General features: G+C 68.0%; 20 protein-coding genes. 12 read left to right on the top strand and 8 right to left on the bottom strand.

Going from position 1 to position 16,447, the window contains the following annotated elements:
* Positions 1-20 precede the first annotated feature (20 nt).
* Positions 21-233 (bottom strand): cold-shock protein, encoded by a 213-nt coding sequence (locus PKE72_RS05810; protein WP_008260410.1) that lies wholly within the window; start codon positions 231-233, stop codon positions 21-23.
* A 238-nt stretch (positions 234-471) separates the two neighbouring features.
* Here PKE72_RS05810 and PKE72_RS05805 point away from each other — a divergent pair, with 238 nt between their 5' ends.
* Positions 472-666: a hypothetical protein gene (locus PKE72_RS05805; protein ID WP_271164422.1), complete on the top strand. Its 195-nt coding sequence runs from the start codon at positions 472-474 to the stop codon at positions 664-666.
* Here PKE72_RS05805 and PKE72_RS05800 read toward each other — a convergent pair whose 3' ends face one another.
* Positions 667-1,848 (bottom strand): DUF1501 domain-containing protein, encoded by a 1,182-nt coding sequence (locus PKE72_RS05800; protein WP_271164421.1) that lies wholly within the window; start codon positions 1,846-1,848, stop codon positions 667-669. It lies immediately after the preceding gene.
* Positions 1,845-3,221, bottom strand: a complete 1,377-nt coding sequence (locus PKE72_RS05795) for a DUF1800 domain-containing protein (RefSeq protein ID WP_271164420.1) — start codon at positions 3,219-3,221, stop codon at positions 1,845-1,847. The genes PKE72_RS05800 and PKE72_RS05795 overlap by 4 nt, the downstream gene beginning before the upstream one ends.
* Before the next feature lie 118 nt (positions 3,222-3,339).
* On the opposite strand from PKE72_RS05795, the gene PKE72_RS05790 reads away from it, so the two are divergent.
* Together PKE72_RS05790 and PKE72_RS05785 are read left to right on the top strand one after the other, a co-directional pair.
* Entirely contained in the window at positions 3,340-3,942 is a 603-nt protein-coding gene (locus tag PKE72_RS05790; RefSeq protein WP_271164419.1) for a GNAT family N-acetyltransferase, read from the top strand.
* 13 nt (positions 3,943-3,955) lie between these two features.
* The gene (locus PKE72_RS05785; RefSeq protein ID WP_271164418.1) at positions 3,956-5,623 is read left to right on the top strand and encodes a putative bifunctional diguanylate cyclase/phosphodiesterase; all 1,668 of its coding nucleotides are present in this window, start codon (positions 3,956-3,958) and stop codon (positions 5,621-5,623) included.
* Between the two features lie 4 nt (positions 5,624-5,627).
* Here PKE72_RS05785 and PKE72_RS05780 read toward each other — a convergent pair whose 3' ends face one another.
* On the bottom strand, positions 5,628-5,981 hold the full coding sequence (locus PKE72_RS05780) for a VOC family protein (protein WP_271164417.1): 354 nt from the start codon (positions 5,979-5,981) through the stop codon (positions 5,628-5,630).
* Positions 5,982-6,136: 155 nt separating this feature from the next.
* On the opposite strand from PKE72_RS05780, the gene PKE72_RS05775 reads away from it, so the two are divergent.
* Positions 6,137-6,682, top strand: a complete 546-nt coding sequence (locus tag PKE72_RS05775; protein ID WP_271164416.1) for a TetR/AcrR family transcriptional regulator — start codon at positions 6,137-6,139, stop codon at positions 6,680-6,682.
* Here the strand turns inward: PKE72_RS05775 and PKE72_RS05770 are convergent.
* The gene (locus PKE72_RS05770) at positions 6,668-7,534 is read right to left on the bottom strand and encodes an MBL fold metallo-hydrolase (RefSeq protein ID WP_271164415.1); all 867 of its coding nucleotides are present in this window, start codon (positions 7,532-7,534) and stop codon (positions 6,668-6,670) included. The two genes, PKE72_RS05775 and PKE72_RS05770, sit on opposite strands and share 15 nt — an antisense overlap.
* A 71-nt stretch (positions 7,535-7,605) precedes the next feature.
* Here PKE72_RS05770 and PKE72_RS05765 point away from each other — a divergent pair, with 71 nt between their 5' ends.
* The 5 genes from PKE72_RS05765 to PKE72_RS05745 all read left to right on the top strand — a co-directional run bounded on the left by PKE72_RS05765 (position 7,606) and on the right by PKE72_RS05745 (position 12,019).
* On the top strand, positions 7,606-7,938 hold the full coding sequence (locus PKE72_RS05765; RefSeq protein ID WP_271164414.1) for an ArsR/SmtB family transcription factor: 333 nt from the start codon (positions 7,606-7,608) through the stop codon (positions 7,936-7,938).
* A gap of 5 nt (positions 7,939-7,943) precedes the next feature.
* On the top strand, positions 7,944-8,480 hold the full coding sequence (locus tag PKE72_RS05760; RefSeq protein ID WP_271164413.1) for a rhodanese family protein: 537 nt from the start codon (positions 7,944-7,946) through the stop codon (positions 8,478-8,480).
* Between the two features lie 4 nt (positions 8,481-8,484).
* A complete protein-coding gene (locus PKE72_RS05755; RefSeq protein WP_271164412.1) occupies positions 8,485-9,273 on the top strand; it encodes a sulfite exporter TauE/SafE family protein in 789 nt (262 codons plus the stop codon).
* A gap of 58 nt (positions 9,274-9,331) precedes the next feature.
* On the top strand, positions 9,332-11,038 hold the full coding sequence (locus PKE72_RS05750; protein WP_271164411.1) for a bifunctional protein-serine/threonine kinase/phosphatase: 1,707 nt from the start codon (positions 9,332-9,334) through the stop codon (positions 11,036-11,038).
* 135 nt (positions 11,039-11,173) lie between these two features.
* Complete coding sequence (locus PKE72_RS05745; RefSeq protein ID WP_271164410.1) at positions 11,174-12,019, top strand: outer membrane protein; 846 nt, start codon at positions 11,174-11,176, stop codon at positions 12,017-12,019.
* A 76-nt stretch (positions 12,020-12,095) separates the two neighbouring features.
* On the opposite strand, the gene PKE72_RS05740 is transcribed toward PKE72_RS05745, so the two are convergent.
* The gene (locus tag PKE72_RS05740) at positions 12,096-12,551 is read right to left on the bottom strand and encodes a chemotaxis protein CheW (RefSeq protein ID WP_271164409.1); all 456 of its coding nucleotides are present in this window, start codon (positions 12,549-12,551) and stop codon (positions 12,096-12,098) included.
* Between the two features lie 384 nt (positions 12,552-12,935).
* On the opposite strand from PKE72_RS05740, the gene PKE72_RS05735 reads away from it, so the two are divergent.
* Positions 12,936-13,484: a MarR family winged helix-turn-helix transcriptional regulator gene (locus PKE72_RS05735; RefSeq protein ID WP_271164690.1), complete on the top strand. Its 549-nt coding sequence runs from the start codon at positions 12,936-12,938 to the stop codon at positions 13,482-13,484.
* A 27-nt stretch (positions 13,485-13,511) separates the two neighbouring features.
* On the opposite strand, the gene PKE72_RS05730 is transcribed toward PKE72_RS05735, so the two are convergent.
* Positions 13,512-14,081, bottom strand: coding sequence for a YqgE/AlgH family protein (locus PKE72_RS05730; protein ID WP_271164408.1), 570 nt, complete (start codon positions 14,079-14,081; stop codon positions 13,512-13,514).
* Positions 14,082-14,197: 116 nt separating this feature from the next.
* Here PKE72_RS05730 and PKE72_RS05725 point away from each other — a divergent pair, with 116 nt between their 5' ends.
* Both PKE72_RS05725 and PKE72_RS05720 read left to right on the top strand, forming a co-directional pair.
* Entirely contained in the window at positions 14,198-14,683 is a 486-nt protein-coding gene (locus tag PKE72_RS05725; protein ID WP_271164407.1) for a peroxiredoxin, read from the top strand.
* A 12-nt stretch (positions 14,684-14,695) separates the two neighbouring features.
* On the top strand, positions 14,696-15,199 hold the full coding sequence (locus tag PKE72_RS05720) for a very short patch repair endonuclease (protein WP_271164406.1): 504 nt from the start codon (positions 14,696-14,698) through the stop codon (positions 15,197-15,199).
* On the opposite strand, the gene PKE72_RS05715 is transcribed toward PKE72_RS05720, so the two are convergent.
* On the bottom strand, positions 15,100-16,377 hold the full coding sequence (locus PKE72_RS05715) for an ATP-binding protein (protein WP_271164689.1): 1,278 nt from the start codon (positions 16,375-16,377) through the stop codon (positions 15,100-15,102). The two genes, PKE72_RS05720 and PKE72_RS05715, sit on opposite strands and share 100 nt — an antisense overlap.
* Positions 16,378-16,447: the final 70 nt, after the last annotated feature.

The raw sequence follows: 16,447 nt of genomic DNA, 5'->3' as shown, positions 1-16,447 counted from the left end.
AATCAGCTGTGAAGCTGAAATCAGCCGATGGTTTGCAGCTGGCCAGCGGATTCCTTGCCCGAACGCTTGTCGCGTTCCAGCTCGTAGGAAACCTTTTGGTTTTCATCCAGGCCGCGCAGGCCAGCGCCTTCGACGGCCGAGATGTGGACGAAGACGTCCTTGCCGCCGTCGTCGGGTTGGATGAAGCCGTAACCCTTGGTGGGGTTGAACCATTTAACAGTGCCGGTAGCCATTTTGAGACCTCCGTTAGAAATTGACCGAGGGAACGTCCGTTCGGCCTGTCGGGTCTGAATGGGAGCGGCCTGGACTCGTGCGTTCGCAGAGAGAGTGGGCGTTACGCAGAGAGATCGACGAAGCCTATGTGCTCAGGTCTTTGTGACAAATGCAAGCGCGGCCGCAGAGAAGGATTTTTCCCGGCATGGAACGGTCCAGCTTGGAGGGCGTTATTGGTGGACACGAAAAGGCTTCACCATGAACCGTATCCATGTCGTGGAGCGCGCCTATCAGCTCGCTCGCACACCCGATTGTCTGAACACCGGGGACGTCGTCAAGGCGCTGTCGGCCGAGGGCTATTCCAGCGCGGAAATGTCCCATTTCCAGGGCAGTTCGATCCGCGCCGACCTGAACCGCATCTGCAAGATCCCGGTCGAAACCGAGGCCGCCTAATCAGACGAGGCCTGTCAGGGCCGGCGCCTCGGCGCCGCTGTCGGGGAAGACGCCGGCGTCCAGCGCGGCGCGGTCCAGGCCCAGATGGTCGCGCAGCACGCCCTTGAACACCGATCGGATGTCCAGGGTCGGGGCTAGGTCGCGGCCCTCGAACAGGCGGTTGTCGGCCAGGGTCGGCCAGTCGCCGAGCGGCCCGCCGGGCTTCAGCGCGCCGCCCGCCAGCAACAGCGACGAGCCCGTGCCGTGATCGGTGCCCTGGGTGCCGTTGGCGCGGGCGGTGCGGCCGAACTCGGTGGCGACCACCACCACGGTCTGGGCCCATTGGTCGCCCAGACCGGCTTCAAGCCCCGCGATCAGCTGGTCCAGACCCGTCAGTCGGGTCTGAAGCTGGCCGCGCTGGCCCGCATGGGTGTCCCAACCGTCCAGGGAGACCGCGACGATGTCGGCGCCCTCTGGACCGGTCATCAGTTTGGCCGTGGCGCGGCCCAGGGCCTGGACATCGTTGCGGCGGATGGTTTCGCCCGGACCGTCCATGGCGACCAGGGCCTCGGTCGCCAGGCCACGCGCCAGATTCTGGCCCAGCATCGGATCATCGACATAGAGGTCCTGCAACAGGGAGGCGATCCGGTCGCCGCCCCGGACGCGCCCGCCCGGCGCCCAGCTGGAGACCGGGGCGTCGCCGCGCAGGATCAGGGGCGTCTGGGCGCCGATCGACAGGCCCCGCAGCCGCGTCCCGCCGGCCGAGACCAGAGCGCGGTTCAGCCAGCCGTCGTCCAGCCGGCTCAGGGTCTCGCCTCCGTTTTCCAGCACGTCCTGGGCCTCGAAATGCGAACGAATCCGCACGGGCAGGGCCACCGCGGGGGCGAAGCGCAACTGGTTGCGGCCATGGAGGGCATGCAGGCCGGTCAGGGCGGGGTGTAGGCCGAAACCCTCGCCTAGGACCAGCGCGCCGTCGGTCTCGCCCGGCGCGGGCAGGGCCAGGCCGCCGCGAAGGGGCATATAGTTCGGGTCGCCGTAGGGGATGGTGACGGACAGGCCGTCCATGGCGCCCCGCGCGATGACGACCACCAGCTTGTTGGCCGGGCCACGGCTCTGGGCGGCGACGCGGCCGGCGAAGGCCAGGCCGATTCCGGCGGCGGAGGCGCCCAGAAGGGCGCGGCGGTTCAGGACGGGATGGGTCATCGGCGCTGGAACTCCGGCGACATCAGGAGAAGGGTGAGGGCTTCGGCGCGGCTCTCGGCGCGGGCGACGGCGAGGCGAGTGCGCTCGGACAGGCGGTCGCCGAGCGTGTCGTTCGCCGTGGCCACGATGTCACCCGTGCGGCCCGTCACTGCGGCGGACCGCGCCCAGTTCAGCCGCTTGACCAGGGCGTCCGGCCCGGCCCAGTCGGCCGCCGTGTCGGGCCAACCTTCTGGAGAAGGCGGGGCGAACGGCGGCTGGCCCATGGCGACCAGGGTCTCGCGCAGGGGCGCTAGACGCTCGGGCGGGACGCCGAGCGCCCGGTGGGTCGAGACCACGAACTCATACGGTGTCTTGATCTTGGACGGCGGGGCCGCCCAGGTCTCGGGCGCCTCGACCAGGGCGCGGGCGACCTGACCCAGGTCGCCGTCGGAGCGGGTCCAGGCCGTCTCCAGTCGCGCGACCAAGGACGGCGGCGGGGCGTCCGCGACGAAATGGGCCGCGATCCGGTGCGACAGGCGTCGCGCCGTGGCCGGATGACGCGCCAGATCGCGCAGGATGGCTTCGCCCTGGTCCTTTCCGGCGGCGCGGCCGGTTGCCGGATAGGTTCTGCCCATGACGGTGCGGGGGCCGGGCTCATGGACATTGGCGCGGAAGACGAAGGCGCCCTGACTTTGAGCATCCTGGGGCCGGGGAATGGACCAGCCGGTCAGGGCGCGGGCCAGTTCGGTGACGTCCGCCTGGGTATAGCCGGCGTCGGCGCCCACGGTGTGAAGCTCCAGCATCTCGCGGGCCAGATTTTCGTTCAGCCCGACCTTGCGCCGAGCCCCGGCTTGGCTGCCGGGGCCGGTCGAGCGCGCCTGATCGAGGTACAGGAGCATGGCCGGATGCTGTTCGGCGGCGACGACCAGATCCTGGAATCGACCGAAGACGTTCGGGCGAATGGCCTCACGCTCGTACGAATCGACGAAGGCGCCGCTGTCGAACTTGACCGCCGAAACGGTCAGGGCGTTGGCCCAGAACAGGGCCCAGCGCTCGGCGAAGCCCTGGTCCGTCGTGGCCCCATGGCGGGCGCGGGCCAGAAAGGCCTGGCTTGTGTCGTCGGTGATGGCGCGGCGAGCGGCCTGGCGCGCCGCTCGTGTCGCCTCTGGGTCGGACCGGTCGCCCTGGCGGTTCTGGGCCTGATAGGCGAGGAAGGCCGTCATGCGCTGGTCAGTGGTCTGGAAGGTCCCGGTCGGCTGGGGCGCGCCTTGGGGGCGGATCTGGGCCAGGGCCCAGCCGCGCGGATCGGCGGCGACCTGGGCGATCTCGCCGGGGCGGGCGCCGAGACCCAGGCGGGTGACGGCGACAGCGGCGTCGGTCGAAGATGCGGCCATGGGCGGTCTCCTTATCCGTCGGTCCCAAATGTAACGCGTCGGAAACAAAACTCCGTCGCCGATCAGATTCCCGTGCGTCTGTCGCCAAGCGGCCAAGGGCGCGCTAGGTTGCCGTTCGATGGCCCTCCTGGACTGGATGAGCGATGTAGCCGGGCCGGTGGTCCGGGGCGACGGCGTGCTGTTGAGGCCGCCGCGGGCGTCCGACTATTCGGCCTGGTCCGCGCTGCGCGACGGGTCACGCGATTATCTTCAGCCGTGGGAGCCGGCCTGGCCGGACGACGACCTCAGCAAGGCGGCCTTCAGGCGTCGGTTGTCGATCTATGCCCGCGAGATGGAGCTGGGCAACGCCTGGCCGTTTTTCGTCTTCGTCGACGGGGGCAAAACCCTGGTCGGCGCGGTCACCCTGTCGAACGTGCGGCGCGGCGTCGCCGAGACGGGGACCCTGGGCTATTGGATCGGCCAGCCTCACGCCGGGCGCGGCTATGCGACGGCGGCGATGCGGGCGGTGGTCGCCTACGCCTTCGAACGGCTGAAGCTGCACCGGCTGGAGGCGGCCTGTCTGCCGACCAACCAGGCGTCACGGCGGGTGCTGGAGAAATCGGGCTTTCGCAACGAAGGTCTGGCGCGGGCTTATTTGAAAATTAACGGCGAGTGGGCAGACCATCTGCTGTTCGGCCTCGTCGAGGACGAGATCGATCGCGGCGGCCGGACGCCGTCTTGAGAGGGCGACAGCTTTGAACGCGCGACCCCGATCCCTGGCCTGGGACGCCACGAGCGCCATCGAGGCGCTGGCGGCCGCCGACACGGCCCTGTGGGTGTGGACGCCCGCCCTGGATCAGCTGCGCTTCACCGGGGCGACCCGCGCCCTGGGGCTGGGGCCCTTGGCGCCGGAATGTTCGGGCGCCGGCTTCGTCGCCTCGTCCATGCCGCAGGACCGGTCGCTGGCCGAGAAAATGCTGAAGCCGCAGGAGGAGGGGACCGAGATCGCCGTGCGCCTGCGGATGCGCGGATCCGAAACCTGCCTGTGGCGCGGGGTCTGGCTGGAGGACGGGCTGCGCGCCGCCGGGGTGGTGGCGCTGGAGACCAAGTTCGCCGGCTCGGACCGGGACGTGCTGACCGGCCTGCTGGACCGTCGCGCCTTCGTCGCACGGGTCGGCGAGGTCCTGACCCAGCCGGGCGAGTACGAGATCGTGGTCGGCGACGTCGACCGTCTGCGCCGGCTGAACGAGGCCCTGGGGCATGAGCGGACCGACCTGGTGCTGTCTGCTCTGGGATCGCGCCTGGCCGCCGCCTTTTCGAAGGAGGCCTCGCCCGCGCGGATCGGCGAGGACGAGTTCGCCGTTATCATCCCCAAGACATCCTCCCACGCCAGCTATCGTCTGCGCGAGGCGCTGGAGCAGCCGTTGCGGGTGGCGGGTTTCGACATCTATCCGACGGTGTCCATCGGCGCCGTAGTGGTCGAGGGCGGGCCGGATGCGCCGGACGCCTCGGAACTGCTGCGCCGGGTCGAGCTGGCGGTGGAATCGGCCAAGGGCGCGGGACGTGGCGGATCGGCCGCCTATGGCCGGGCGCTGGAAAGCGACAGCCTGAGTCGACTGGCGCTGGAGGCGGATCTGCGGAACGCCTTCGTGCGCGGCGAGATCACGCCCTTTTTCCAGCCCATCGTGAATCTGAAGACCGGCGCCGTGGCGGGGTTCGAGGCCCTGGCGCGCTGGCGTCACCCGCGACGCGGCCTGGTGCCGCCCGATGAATTCCTGGGCCTGACCGCCGACCTGGGCATGATGAACGACCTGGGCCTGCTGATGATGACCCAGTCGGCGCGGCAGCTGGCCGAATGGATCCAGCGCCACCCCCTGGCCGGCAAGATGTTCTGCAGCGTCAACCTGTCGGTCGGCGAGATCGAACGCCCGCACCTGTGCGAGGACGTGGCCCGGATCATCAAGGAAAGCGGCCTGCCCAAGGGGGCGCTGAAGCTGGAAGTGACCGAGGGCGACATCATGCGCGACACCGCGCACGCCGCCGAGGTGCTGCAGTCGCTGAAGGATGTCGGGGCTTCGCTGGCGCTTGACGACTTCGGCACCGGCTTCTCGTCGCTGTCGTATCTGGCGCGCCTGCCGTTCGATACGCTGAAGATCGACCGCTATTTCGTGCTGACGATGAACAAGGACGAGGGCTCGGCCAAGATCGTCAAGTCGGTGGTCAATCTGGGCCGCGACCTGTCGCTGGAGGTCGTCGCCGAAGGGGTGGAAAACGCCGAACTGGCCGCCCTGCTGCTGGAAGCCCAGTGCCACTACGGCCAGGGCTTCGGCTATGCCCCGGCGCTCCCGGCCCAGGAGGCGGAGGTCTATCTGGCCGAGAGTCTGGCGGACGGCACGGCGCCGCTGAAGCAGCGGTCGGCCTAGGGCGTCAGTTCGGTTCACGACCCACGCGGACGAGCGCGCCGTTGGGGTCGCTGACGGCGAACTCGTACATGCCCCACGGCTTCATTTCCGGCCCTGCGCCGATGATGAGCTCACGCACCTTTTCGGCGGCGGCGTCCACATCCTCGACATAGAGGTAGAGGCCGAGGGCGTTGTCCTCGATCTGGGCGGGCCAGCCGGGCGTGAGGTTCAGGTGAAGACGTCCTCCGCGTCCATCGTCCATCAGGCGGTAATCGCCGTAGTCGCTGACGACCGTGAAGCCGAGCCGGCGATAGAAGGCTTCGCTGACGTCCATGTCGCGCGCGGGCACGATGGCGACGACGTGATGTTGTGCGGTCATTGGAGGCTCCGATTAAGGGTCGATGATGCCGTGTGTCCGATCCTCGCGAAACCCGCGCGGCCAGCTATTCGGCCGTTTCTGGACAGTCGGCCCCTCTTGTCCGGAAACGCTGGAAAGCCCTGACGACCGCGCCCTGGGTCGGCTAGGTTGTCGGCATGATCGAGGGCGAGACGCAGGATCGGGACGGGCGCCGCAAGAGGACGCGGCAGGCGATCACGGACGCCCTGATCCGCCTGATGTCCGATCACCGGTACGCCGCCATCCGGACGACCGATCTGATCCAGGCCGCCGACGTCGGCCGCTCGACCTTCTATGAGCATTTCCCCAGCAAGACGGCGGTGCTCGAAGCCGTCGTGGAGCCGATCCTCGCGCCCTTGGCGCTCGCCGGCGCAGGACGGGGAAACACGGCGCGGCTCAAGGTCATGCTGGACCACCTCTGGGATCGCCGCGCTCTGGCGCGCCACCTGTTCGAGCCGCCGCTACAGACGAAACTGCAACGCAGGCTGGCCGCGATGATCGAAGCGAAGGCTGGGGTTCTGCACGAGAGCAGCCCTTCGTCCTCACTCGTCGCGAGGGGCGCGGCGGCCGGCCAGCTTGCCATGTTGCAGATGTGGCTTGCCGGAGAAGCGTCCTGCCGCTCTGACGATCTCGCGAATGAACTGGTGGGCGTGCGCAGGCCTTGGGCGTCAGATCGCGTTTAGCGGCAGGCGCAGGTAGCGCTGTCCGCCGGCGTCCGGCGGCGGGAGGTCGCCGGCGCGGATGTTGACCTGGAGCGACGGCAGGATCAGCTGGGGCGCGCCCAGGGTGGCGTCGCGGGCTTGGCGCATCGCCACGAAATCCTCTTCCGAAACGCCGCCGCCGATGTGGATGTTGTGGGCGCGTTGCTGGGCGACGGTGGTTTCGAAGCGGTAGTCGGTGCGGCCCGGCGGCAGATAGTCGTGGCCGACGAAGACGCGGGTGTCGTCGGGCAGGGCCAGCAGGCGCTGGATCGACCGATAGAGGGTGCGCGCGTCGCCGCCGGGGAAGTCCGTGCGGGCCGTGCCGTAGTCCGGCATGAACAGGGTGTCGCCGGTGAAGACCGCGTCGCCGATCCGGTAACTGATGCAGGCGGGGGTATGGCCGGGCGTGTGGATCACCTGGACCGACAGGTCGCCCAGAGCGAATGAGTCACCGTCGCCGTACAGGTGGTCGAACACCCGGCCGTCGCTGCGCACGTCGTCGGCGCCGAACAGGGGGGCGAAAGTCGACTGGACCTCGGTGATATGGGCGCCGATCCCGATGGAGACGCCCGTCGCGCGTCGAAGATGAGCGGCGGCCGTCAGGTGGTCGGCATGGGCGTGGGTCTCGAGCGTCAGGGCCAGGGTCAGGCCCGCCGCCTCCACCGCCGCCATCACGGCGTCGATGGATCGGGTCGAGGTGCGGGCGGAGGCGGCGTCGAAATCAAGGACCGGGTCGATGATGGCGGCCATGCCGGTGGCGGGGTCGCTGACCAGATAGGTCACGGTATGGGTCGCGGGGTCGAAGAAGCCGCGAACTTCGGGGTGTTGGGCCATGGGGAAGGCTCCTTTCGCGCTTCAACATATTAGCTATTGCTAATTTAGCAAGTGTGAATATATTGCCGCTCATGATCGACCTTCACACCATCGGACTTGAGCGTTTCCAGGCCAGCGCAGGCGAGGCGGCGGCTCTGCTGCGCGCCCTGTCCAACGAGAAGCGGCTGATGATCCTGTGTCAGTTGGGCGAGGGCGAATTGTCGGTCGGTCAGCTGCTGCCGTTGGTCGGCCTGTCGCAGTCGGCCCTGTCCCAGCATCTGGCCAAGCTGCGCGACGAGGCCCTGGTGTCCACGCGGCGCGACGGCACGACCGTCTTCTATCGCATCGCCGATCCGGCCGTCCTGAAGGTGATCGCCGTCCTGGCCGAAATCTATTGCCCCCCTGTTGCTTCCGAAAAGGAATGAGCCTGATGACCGTCCTGACCCCTCTGTCGCCCGCCGAGGTCTCGCGCCGCCTGACCGAAAACAGCGCCGTCCTGATCGACATTCGCGAGCAGGACGAATTTGTCCGCGAACATGTCGCCGGCGCGGTCCATGCGCCCCTGTCCAGCTTTGAAGAGTCCGCGCGCACCCTTGCGGACGGGCGCGACGTGATCTTCACCTGCCGGACCGGAAACCGGACCGGCGTGAATTGCAATCGCCTGGCGGCTCAGGTTCCGGGCCAGGCCTATGTGCTGGAAGGCGGTCTCGAGGCCTGGAAGACGCAAGGCCTGGCGACCCGCACCGACCGGTCCAAGCCCATCGAGCTGATGCGGCAGGTCCAGATGGCAGCCGGGGGTCTGATCCTGATCGGGGCGGCCCTGGGCCTGCTGGTGAATCCCGCCTTCTGGGGGTTGTCCGCCTTCGTCGGCGCTGGCCTGTTCTTTGCGGGGGCCACTGGCTTCTGCGGCATGGCGCGCGTGCTGGCCGTCATGCCCTGGAACAGAAGCGCGGCTGGGGTCGCCTGACGCCATGACGACCGACCTGCTGGCTCTGAGCTTGGCCGCCTTCAGCGGCGGCGTCGTCGCCCTGCTGCTGACCCTGTTCGGCGGCGGCGGGTCGGTGCTGGCCGTGCCGTTGCTGCTCTATCTCGTCGGCGTCCACGATCCGCATGTCGCCATCGGCGTCTCGGCGGCGGGGGTGTCGCTGAACGCCCTGACCGCCCTCGCCGGCCAGGCGAAGGCCGGGCGAGTGCGCTGGCCCTGCGCCATCCTGTTCGCCGTCACCGGCGCGGCGGGCGCCTGGTTCGGATCGTCCCTGGCCAAGATGATCGACGGCCATCAGTTGCTGCTGATCTTCGCCGTCGCCATGGCTGCGGTGGGCGTGTCGATGCTGCGACCCAAGCCCGTCGTCGTTCGCGCCGAGCCCAGCCTCAACTGGGCCATGTCGCCCAATGTCGGCCTGGCCGGGGCGGGGGTCGGGTCGGCGGCGGGCTTCTTCGGCATCGGCGGCGGGTTCCTGATCGTGCCCGGCTTGATGGCGGCGACGGGCATGAGCCTGGCGACCGCTCAGGCGACCTCCCTTCTCAGCGTCGCGGCCTTCGGGGCGACGACGGCCGGCAACTACGCCCTGTCCGGCTGGATCGACCTGGGTCTGGTCGCAGCCATGACCGTGGGCGGGGTGGCGGGGACGGCGGCCGGGCTGCCGCTGGCGCGGCGACTGGGCGCGAACGCCGGCCTGGGCCGTGGCCTGTTTGCGGGCCTGATCCTTGTCGTCTCGGCCTATGTCGCAGTCCGGGCGGTACTGACGCTGATGGGTTGACCGCGCCGCGAAACGGCAAGGCTAGTCAGGTCTTCATAAATCACTGACACTCGGCGCCATGACCGACGCCAGACTGGAAATCGCCGCCGGTTTCGCCACTGCACAGGGGCCGAAGGCGGACAATCAGGATTTCGGCGGCGTGCATCTGGGCACGGCGGCCGAGCAGCGCGAGCATGGGGTCGTCGCCGTGATCGCCGACGGGGTGTCGGGCTCGAAAGCCGGGCGGATGGCGGCCGAGCTGACGACGCGCAGCTTCATCGACGGCTATTTGGATCAGAACCCGCTGAACGGCATCGCCGCCAACGGGATCAAGGCGCTGCGGGGCTTCAACCGCTGGCTCCATGCGCGGGGCAAGATCGATCCGACCATGGAGGCGGCGGCGACCACCTTCACCGCCCTGATCCTGCGGGGGCGGGAGGCGGTGGCGCTGCACGTGGGGGACAGTCGAGCCTGGCATTTCCGCGACGGGGTGCTGACCCGCCTGACCGAGGACCATACCCGGGCGCAGCAGGGGCTGAGCCATGTGCTGTACCGCGCCGTGGGGATCGAGGCGGACGTCAAGCTGGACGTGCGCCATGTCGGCCTGGCGCCGCACGACCGGCTGCTACTGACGACGGACGGGGTTCATGGGGTGCTGTCGGAGGCGGCGCTGGCGCGGTTGCTGGCGCGGCGTGGATCGCCGGACGCGGACGCCCAGGCCATTCTGGCCGAGGTGGCCGAGGTCGGGGCGCGCGACAACGCCACCGTCCTGGTCCTCGACGTCATGGGGATCGGGGCGCCCGACTGGGAGGCGATCACGGCGGAGGCCGAGGGCCTCGCCATCCTGCCGCCGCCGAAACAGGGCCAGGTGGTGGACGGGTTTCATCTGGAGCGGCTGGTGGCCGACGGCCGCTATACGCGTCTGTTCCTGGCGCGGTCCGGCGACGCCCGATCCGGCGAAGAAAGGGTTGTGCTGAAGTTTCCCAAGCCTGCGGCGGTGTCGGAACGGGGCGCGCGGACCGCCTTCCTGCGCGAGGCCTTCATCGGGCGACGCATCGACAGCCCCTTCGTCGGCAAGGTGCTGAGCCTGGATGTGGGCCGCCAGAGCCGCCTCTATATCGTCCAGCCCTTCTATCAGGGGCAGACCCTTCATGCGCGGCTGGCCGAGGACGGGCCGTTCGAGATCGCCGAAGGGATCGGCGTGGCCCTGAAGCTGGCGCGAGGGGTGGCGGCCCTGCACCGGGCGGGGGTGATCCACCGCGACATCAAGCCGGACAATGTGATCCTGGAGGCGAACGGCGGGCTGAAGCTGGTCGATCTGGGCGTGGCGCGGCTGAAGCGGGCCGAGGAGTTCGCCGAGGCCGAGGCGCCCGGCACCCCCGGCTTCAAGGCGCCCGAGATGTATGACGGCGAGAGCGGGAACGCCGCTACAGATCAGTTCGCCCTGGGCGTGACCCTGTACCGGCTGTTTACCGGCGCCTATCCGTGGGGCGAGGTCGATCCGTCAGACGCGCCGCGCTTTGATCGCGCGCCCGTATCCCTCGGACGACGCCGACCGGACATGCCCGCCTGGCTGGAGGCCGCCGTCATGCGCGCCGTTTCCGTCGATCCGAACGACCGGTTTGAGGACGTCGAGGAACTGATCCATGTGCTGGAGACGGGCAGCGCCGCCGCCGCCCCAGCGCCCCGCCCGCTGTCGCTTATGGAGCGAGACCCGGTGCGGTTCTGGCAGGGCGTGTGTCTGGTTCTGATTATCCTGCTGATGCTCGCCCTGGCCACGCGTTGAGGGCCCTTACGTCGCTGAAAACAGATCGGATGCCGCGACATTTGGCGGCGCGACGTGGGCGGAACAGGCTTGGGTTTCAAGATTTTCGGCTGCGCGGGACATTCGTGCCCGCATGGCACGAAGGACTTCTCCCCGATGATGAAACTCGCCTGCAGCGCCCTGGCGCTGGCCTTGGTCTCCACCCCCGCCCTCGCTCAGTCCTGGACCCAGTCCAGCACCCCCGACTGGTCCGGCCCCTATGTCGGGATCTTCGGCGGCTACAACCAGTCGAACGACGACGGCGACGAAATCTTGCGCTTTGACCGCAATCTGGACGGCGCCTATGGCGACCAGGTATCGACCGGCGCCGGCGACAACGCCTTCAGCCCCGGCTTCTGCGGCGGCACGGCGACCAGCACCGTACCGGGCACGGGATGCCGCGACGACAATGACGGCGTCGAAGCTGGCGTGCGGGCCGGTTACGATATGCAGTTCGGCAACATCGTCGTCGGCGTTCTGGCGGAATACAGCGTCAACACCGTGCAGGACTCGGTGACGGGCTTCAGCACCACGCCCGCCTACTACACCTTTACGCGCGAGCTGGAGAGCACGGCGGCCGCCCGTCTGAAGCTGGGCTACGCCTATGGCCCGGCGCTGATCTACGGAACCGGCGGCTACGCCTATGGACAGTTCGACAACACCTTCCGCACCTCGAACCAGGCCAACAGCTTCACCGAAACCAGCGAGTCTGACGATGGCGACGGCTGGCAGGCCGGCGGCGGCGTGGAATACGCCCTGGGTCGCGGTCTGACGGTCAGCGGCGAGTACCTCTATACGTCTCTGAGCGTGGACAGCCCGGTCATTCGCGTCGGCAACACCGGCACGACCCCGCCGGCCAACCCCTTCATTTCGGCGCCGAACACCACCGGCACCGACATGACGCGCGGCAACGGCAAGTTCGGAACCCACATGTTCCGCATGGGCATGAACTACCGGTTCTAGAACCAACGGACGGACATGAAGACGGCCGGGGAGCGATCCCCGGCCGTCTTTCATATTCCGGGAGGGGGCTCGGGGCTTAGGCGGCCTCGGCCATCTGGGGCAGGACGTTGTCCAGATCCAGCAGGCTGATCATCTCGCCGTCGACGGCGAAGATGCCGGCGATCACGCCCGCCCCGCCGGCGCCGTCTCCCAGTTCCGGCGTCTCCTGACGTGTGGAATCGTCCAGTTCGACGATGTCCGACACGGCCTCGACCAGCAGGCCGACCGTCCGCGTGCCGCACTTCACGACCATGATGGCGTGACGGGCCGACGGTTCCTTGGTCGGCAGGCCGAGCCGCGCCGCCAGATCGATGATGGGGAGCACCAAGCCGCGAAGATTGACGACGCCCTTCATATAGTCCGGCGCCTTGGGCAGGGGTGTTGTCGGGGTCCAGCCGCGGATTTCGAGCACGGAGGTTATGTCGATGCAGAAGGCCTGTTCGCCGACGCGGAAACCGACCAGTTCACGACGGCCACCCTTGGAAACTGTCATCTCAGAACGCCTCTCCATCCGCTGCCGAACCGGCCGCCGGGACTAATCGCGTCGGACAAACCCGCCGCGACTCCTCCAGTTCGTCCAAGTCTCGCGCAAGCGCCTAGCGATTTCGTTAATGCGGAGAGCCATTGGTACGACGACAAACTAAGTCCGCGCATTCGCGATCACTCATCGAAGGCGAATTTGTGTAAACAAGTATTGAATATTCCACTACGTATTATGGTTGCATGGCTAACTTAAGCTTAGCGTCGATGATTGGTTAATTTTCAACCCACAGGGTATGTGCGCTTGCGAAACTACAGCTGCCCGACTAGGTGATTCTGCGTAAATTTTACGGGGCGACTCATTTAGCCTCGTGTGGGGCGGGTACGAATTCTTTCAATGTCTGATAGTGTCCAAGTAGATGGAGAGAAAGACTTAATTCGACCGTCTGGGTCGGACTTGGGCGATGGAAGCCGGGAAACGGTTCAGATCCTCATCAAGCAAAGGATCGCGCTTATCGCCCGCCGTTGGTCCACGCGCGCGAGCCGGCTTTTCAAAGCCTATGGATTTACGAATGCGCAGAGGGCGCCGCTTCATCTCTTGAAACATGCGCCCCAAGGTCTGACGCAGTCTGAACTCGCCGACGGATTACAGCTGTCGGAGCCGACGCTGTCGCGCCGTGTGACGCGGCTGCTGGCCGACGGCCTGGTGTCGAAACACCGCTTGCCCGGCGACGGACGCGCGAACCTGATCAAGCTGGAGCCTGCGGGCCTGAAGGCGCTGGATGGATCGGAAACCACAGCTGCCCTTGACCGAGAACTGCTGTTCCAGGGGCTTTCGAACGAGGATCTGGAGGCCGCCTTGCGGGTGTTGGATGTCCTGGCGGCGCGGATGGAAGATCCCCTCGAAAGCGAGATCGAGGCCGAGGCGGAAATCACCGCCGTCTGAGGCGCCCGCCTCGCAGGCGAGCGTGTCTTAAGCCCGCCCGCCCTGGCTGGACAGCCGGCCGGCGTCGACGCCCATCTGGGCCAGGGCGCGCGCCCATTTGGACTCGTGGTCGCCGTCGAAGATCAGATCCAGGTCGGCGTCCGCAGTCAGCCAGACGTTTTCAGCCAATTCATCCTCCAACTGGCCCTCGCCCCAGCCGGCGTAGCCGAGCAGCAGGGTTGAGCGACGCGGGCCGGAGATCTCGTCGGTCATGGCGGCCAGGGCCTCGCGCGTGCCGGTCATGGCCAGGCCGTCGCCGAAGGGCAGGGTGTCGGCGCCGACGCTCCAGTCGTCGGTGTGAAGGACGAAGCCGCGCTCGCGCTCGACCGGCCCGCCCATCAGCACCGGGCGGCCGATCGCCTGTTCGGGCGCCGGGGCGTCCAGCTTGTCCAGCACGGTCTTCAGATCGACGCCCTGGGCGGGGCTGTCGAGGCGCAGACCCATGGCGTGATCGGGCCCATGGGCGCAGATCAGTATGACGGCGTGTTCGAACCGGGTGTCGCCGATGCCGGGCATGGCCACCAGGAGACGGCCCGTCAGGGAGGAGGCGTCGGTCATGATAACCATATCATCGGGTGCGAAACGCCCAGGCGCAAGGCGTTGATGCTTGCGGCGGCGGCCGGGGCGTCTATCTGTCTCGGGCGCATCCAACCAACCCCGCGCGGAGAGACCTCATGACCATCCAGATCGGCGACCGCATCCCCGACGCGACCTTCGCCCAGGCGACCGCCGAAGGCCCCAAGCCCGTCAGCACCGCCGACGTCTTCGCCGGCAAGACCGTGGCCCTGTTCGCCGTTCCCGGCGCCTTCACCCCGACCTGCTCGGCCCGCCACCTGCCGGGCTTCAAGGACAATCTGGAGGCCATCAAGGGCAAGGGCGTGGATGTGGTCGCCTGTATCTCGGTCAACGACGCCTTCGTCATGAAGGCCTGGGCCGAAAGCCAGGGCATCGAGGACGAGTCCATCGTCATGCTGGCCGACGGCAACGGCGACCTGACCCGCGAACTGGGGCTGGTGCTGGATGGTTCGGGCTTTGGCCTGGGCCAGCGGTCGCAGCGTTATTCCATGCTGGTCAAGGACGGCGTGGTCGCCCAGCTGAACATCGAGCAAGGCGGCGAGTTCAAGGTCTCCTCGGCCGAACATCTGCTGGCTCAGCTCTGATCTGATGAACGCATGACCGACGTCTTCACGCCCGAAGAACGCAGCGCCGTGATGCGTCGCGTGAAGGGGCGGGACACGTCGCCGGAACTGGCCGTGCGCAGGATCCTGCGCACGGCCGGGATCGGTTATCGACTGGGCGGCCTGGGTCTGCCCGGCAAGCCGGATGTGACGATGAAGGGGCGCAAGATCGCGCTGTTCGTCCACGGCTGTTTCTGGCACGGCCACGACTGCCCGCGGGGGGCGCGCCGCCCCAAGGCCAATGCTGAATACTGGACCGCCAAGATCGGCCGCAACCGCGCACGCGACGGCCGTGTGGCCGCCGACCTGGCGGCGGCGGGCTGGCGGGTGCTGACCGTTTGGGAATGCGAGCTGCGCCGGCCGGATCTGGCCGAACGGCTGGTCGCCGCCGTCAGAGATCAGGCGGCGGCGGTTTCGGCCGCTGCGGCCGTCTCGTCCAGCACATGTTGCAAGGCGCCGAGCAGGGCCGGCGGCGTCAGGGGCTTGGAGACGAAATAGGCCATGCCGGCGGCCTGGCAGGCGGCGACGTCCTCGGGCGCGGTGTCGGCGGTGACGGCGACGACCGGGGTGCGGGCGTTGGGCCCCCCGCCGGCGCGCAGGCGACGGGTGGTCTCGCGGCCGTCCAGCTCCGGCATGCGGACATCCATGAAGATGACGTCGAACACGGTCTCGGCGCAGCGCTCCAGGGCGATCATGCCGTCGGCGGCCGTGACGATGTCGCAGCCCAGGGGCTGGAGGATCAGCTGGACGGCGCGGCGGTTGATGTCGTGGTCATCCACGACCAGCACGCGCAAGGGGCGGTCCTGATCGTCTTCAGGCGTAACGACGGGGACGTCTGCGACAGGCGCCGGCGCGTCCCTGTCCTGCACCGTCAGGGCCTGGGCGATGTCGAGGCGGCTTTCGTCGATCATGATCGGCGTCGCGGCGGCCTCCTCGGTGCGCGGGAGCATCAGGGAGACGGTGAAACAGGCGCCCTGACCCTCGGCGCTGCGCGCCGTCAGGCGGCCGCCCATCAGTTCGACCAGGTCGCGACTGATCGCCAGGCCCAGACCGGATCCGCCGTGACGGGCGCTGACGCCGTCGGTCGTCTGGTCGAAAGGATTGAACAACCGCGTCAGCTGCTGATCGGTCAGCCCCGGTCCAGTGTCCTGGACCTCCAGCAGCAGGCAATAGCCGGAAGGTTCTTCCGGCCAGGCGTCCAATCGCAGGGTGATCTCACCGCTCGGCGTGAACTTCACCGCGTTGGACAGCAGATTGTTCAGGACCTGGCGGATGCGCATGGCGTCGCCCCGGACGCCGCGCGGCATGCGCGATGCGCCCTGAACCCGCAGTTTCAGCCCCTTGGCCTCGACCGGGCCGCGCCAAAGGCGAAGCGTCTGGGCCAGCATGACCCGCAGATCGAAATCGACGGCCTCGACCGTCATTCTTCCGGCGCCGATCTTGGTGTGATCCAGCAGGTCGTCCAGCAGGGATTTCATCATCAAGCCGGCGTCGGTGATCAGAAATGTGGTGGCTCTCGACTGTGGGTGCAGGCTCTGAAGCTCGGCGGCGCCGGTCAGGATTGCGCCGATGGGGGTGCGCAGATCATGGCCGATGGCGGCGAGGAAGGCGGTATGTGCGACCAGATCCTGCTCGGCCTTGAGACGAAGGGCTTCAGCTTCGGCGCGAGCGCGCATCTGGCTTTCGGTCGCATCGCTCATCCGCTGCCAGCTGATAATGGTGAAGAAGGCGACGAGGATGACGGCG

Source organism: Brevundimonas intermedia (assembly GCF_027922165.1).
In the GTDB taxonomy this organism is placed as follows: Bacteria; Pseudomonadota; Alphaproteobacteria; order Caulobacterales; family Caulobacteraceae; genus Brevundimonas; species Brevundimonas intermedia.
The sequence above is the reverse complement of the archived record's forward strand: the minus strand, read 5'-3'. Positions and strand labels throughout refer to the sequence as shown.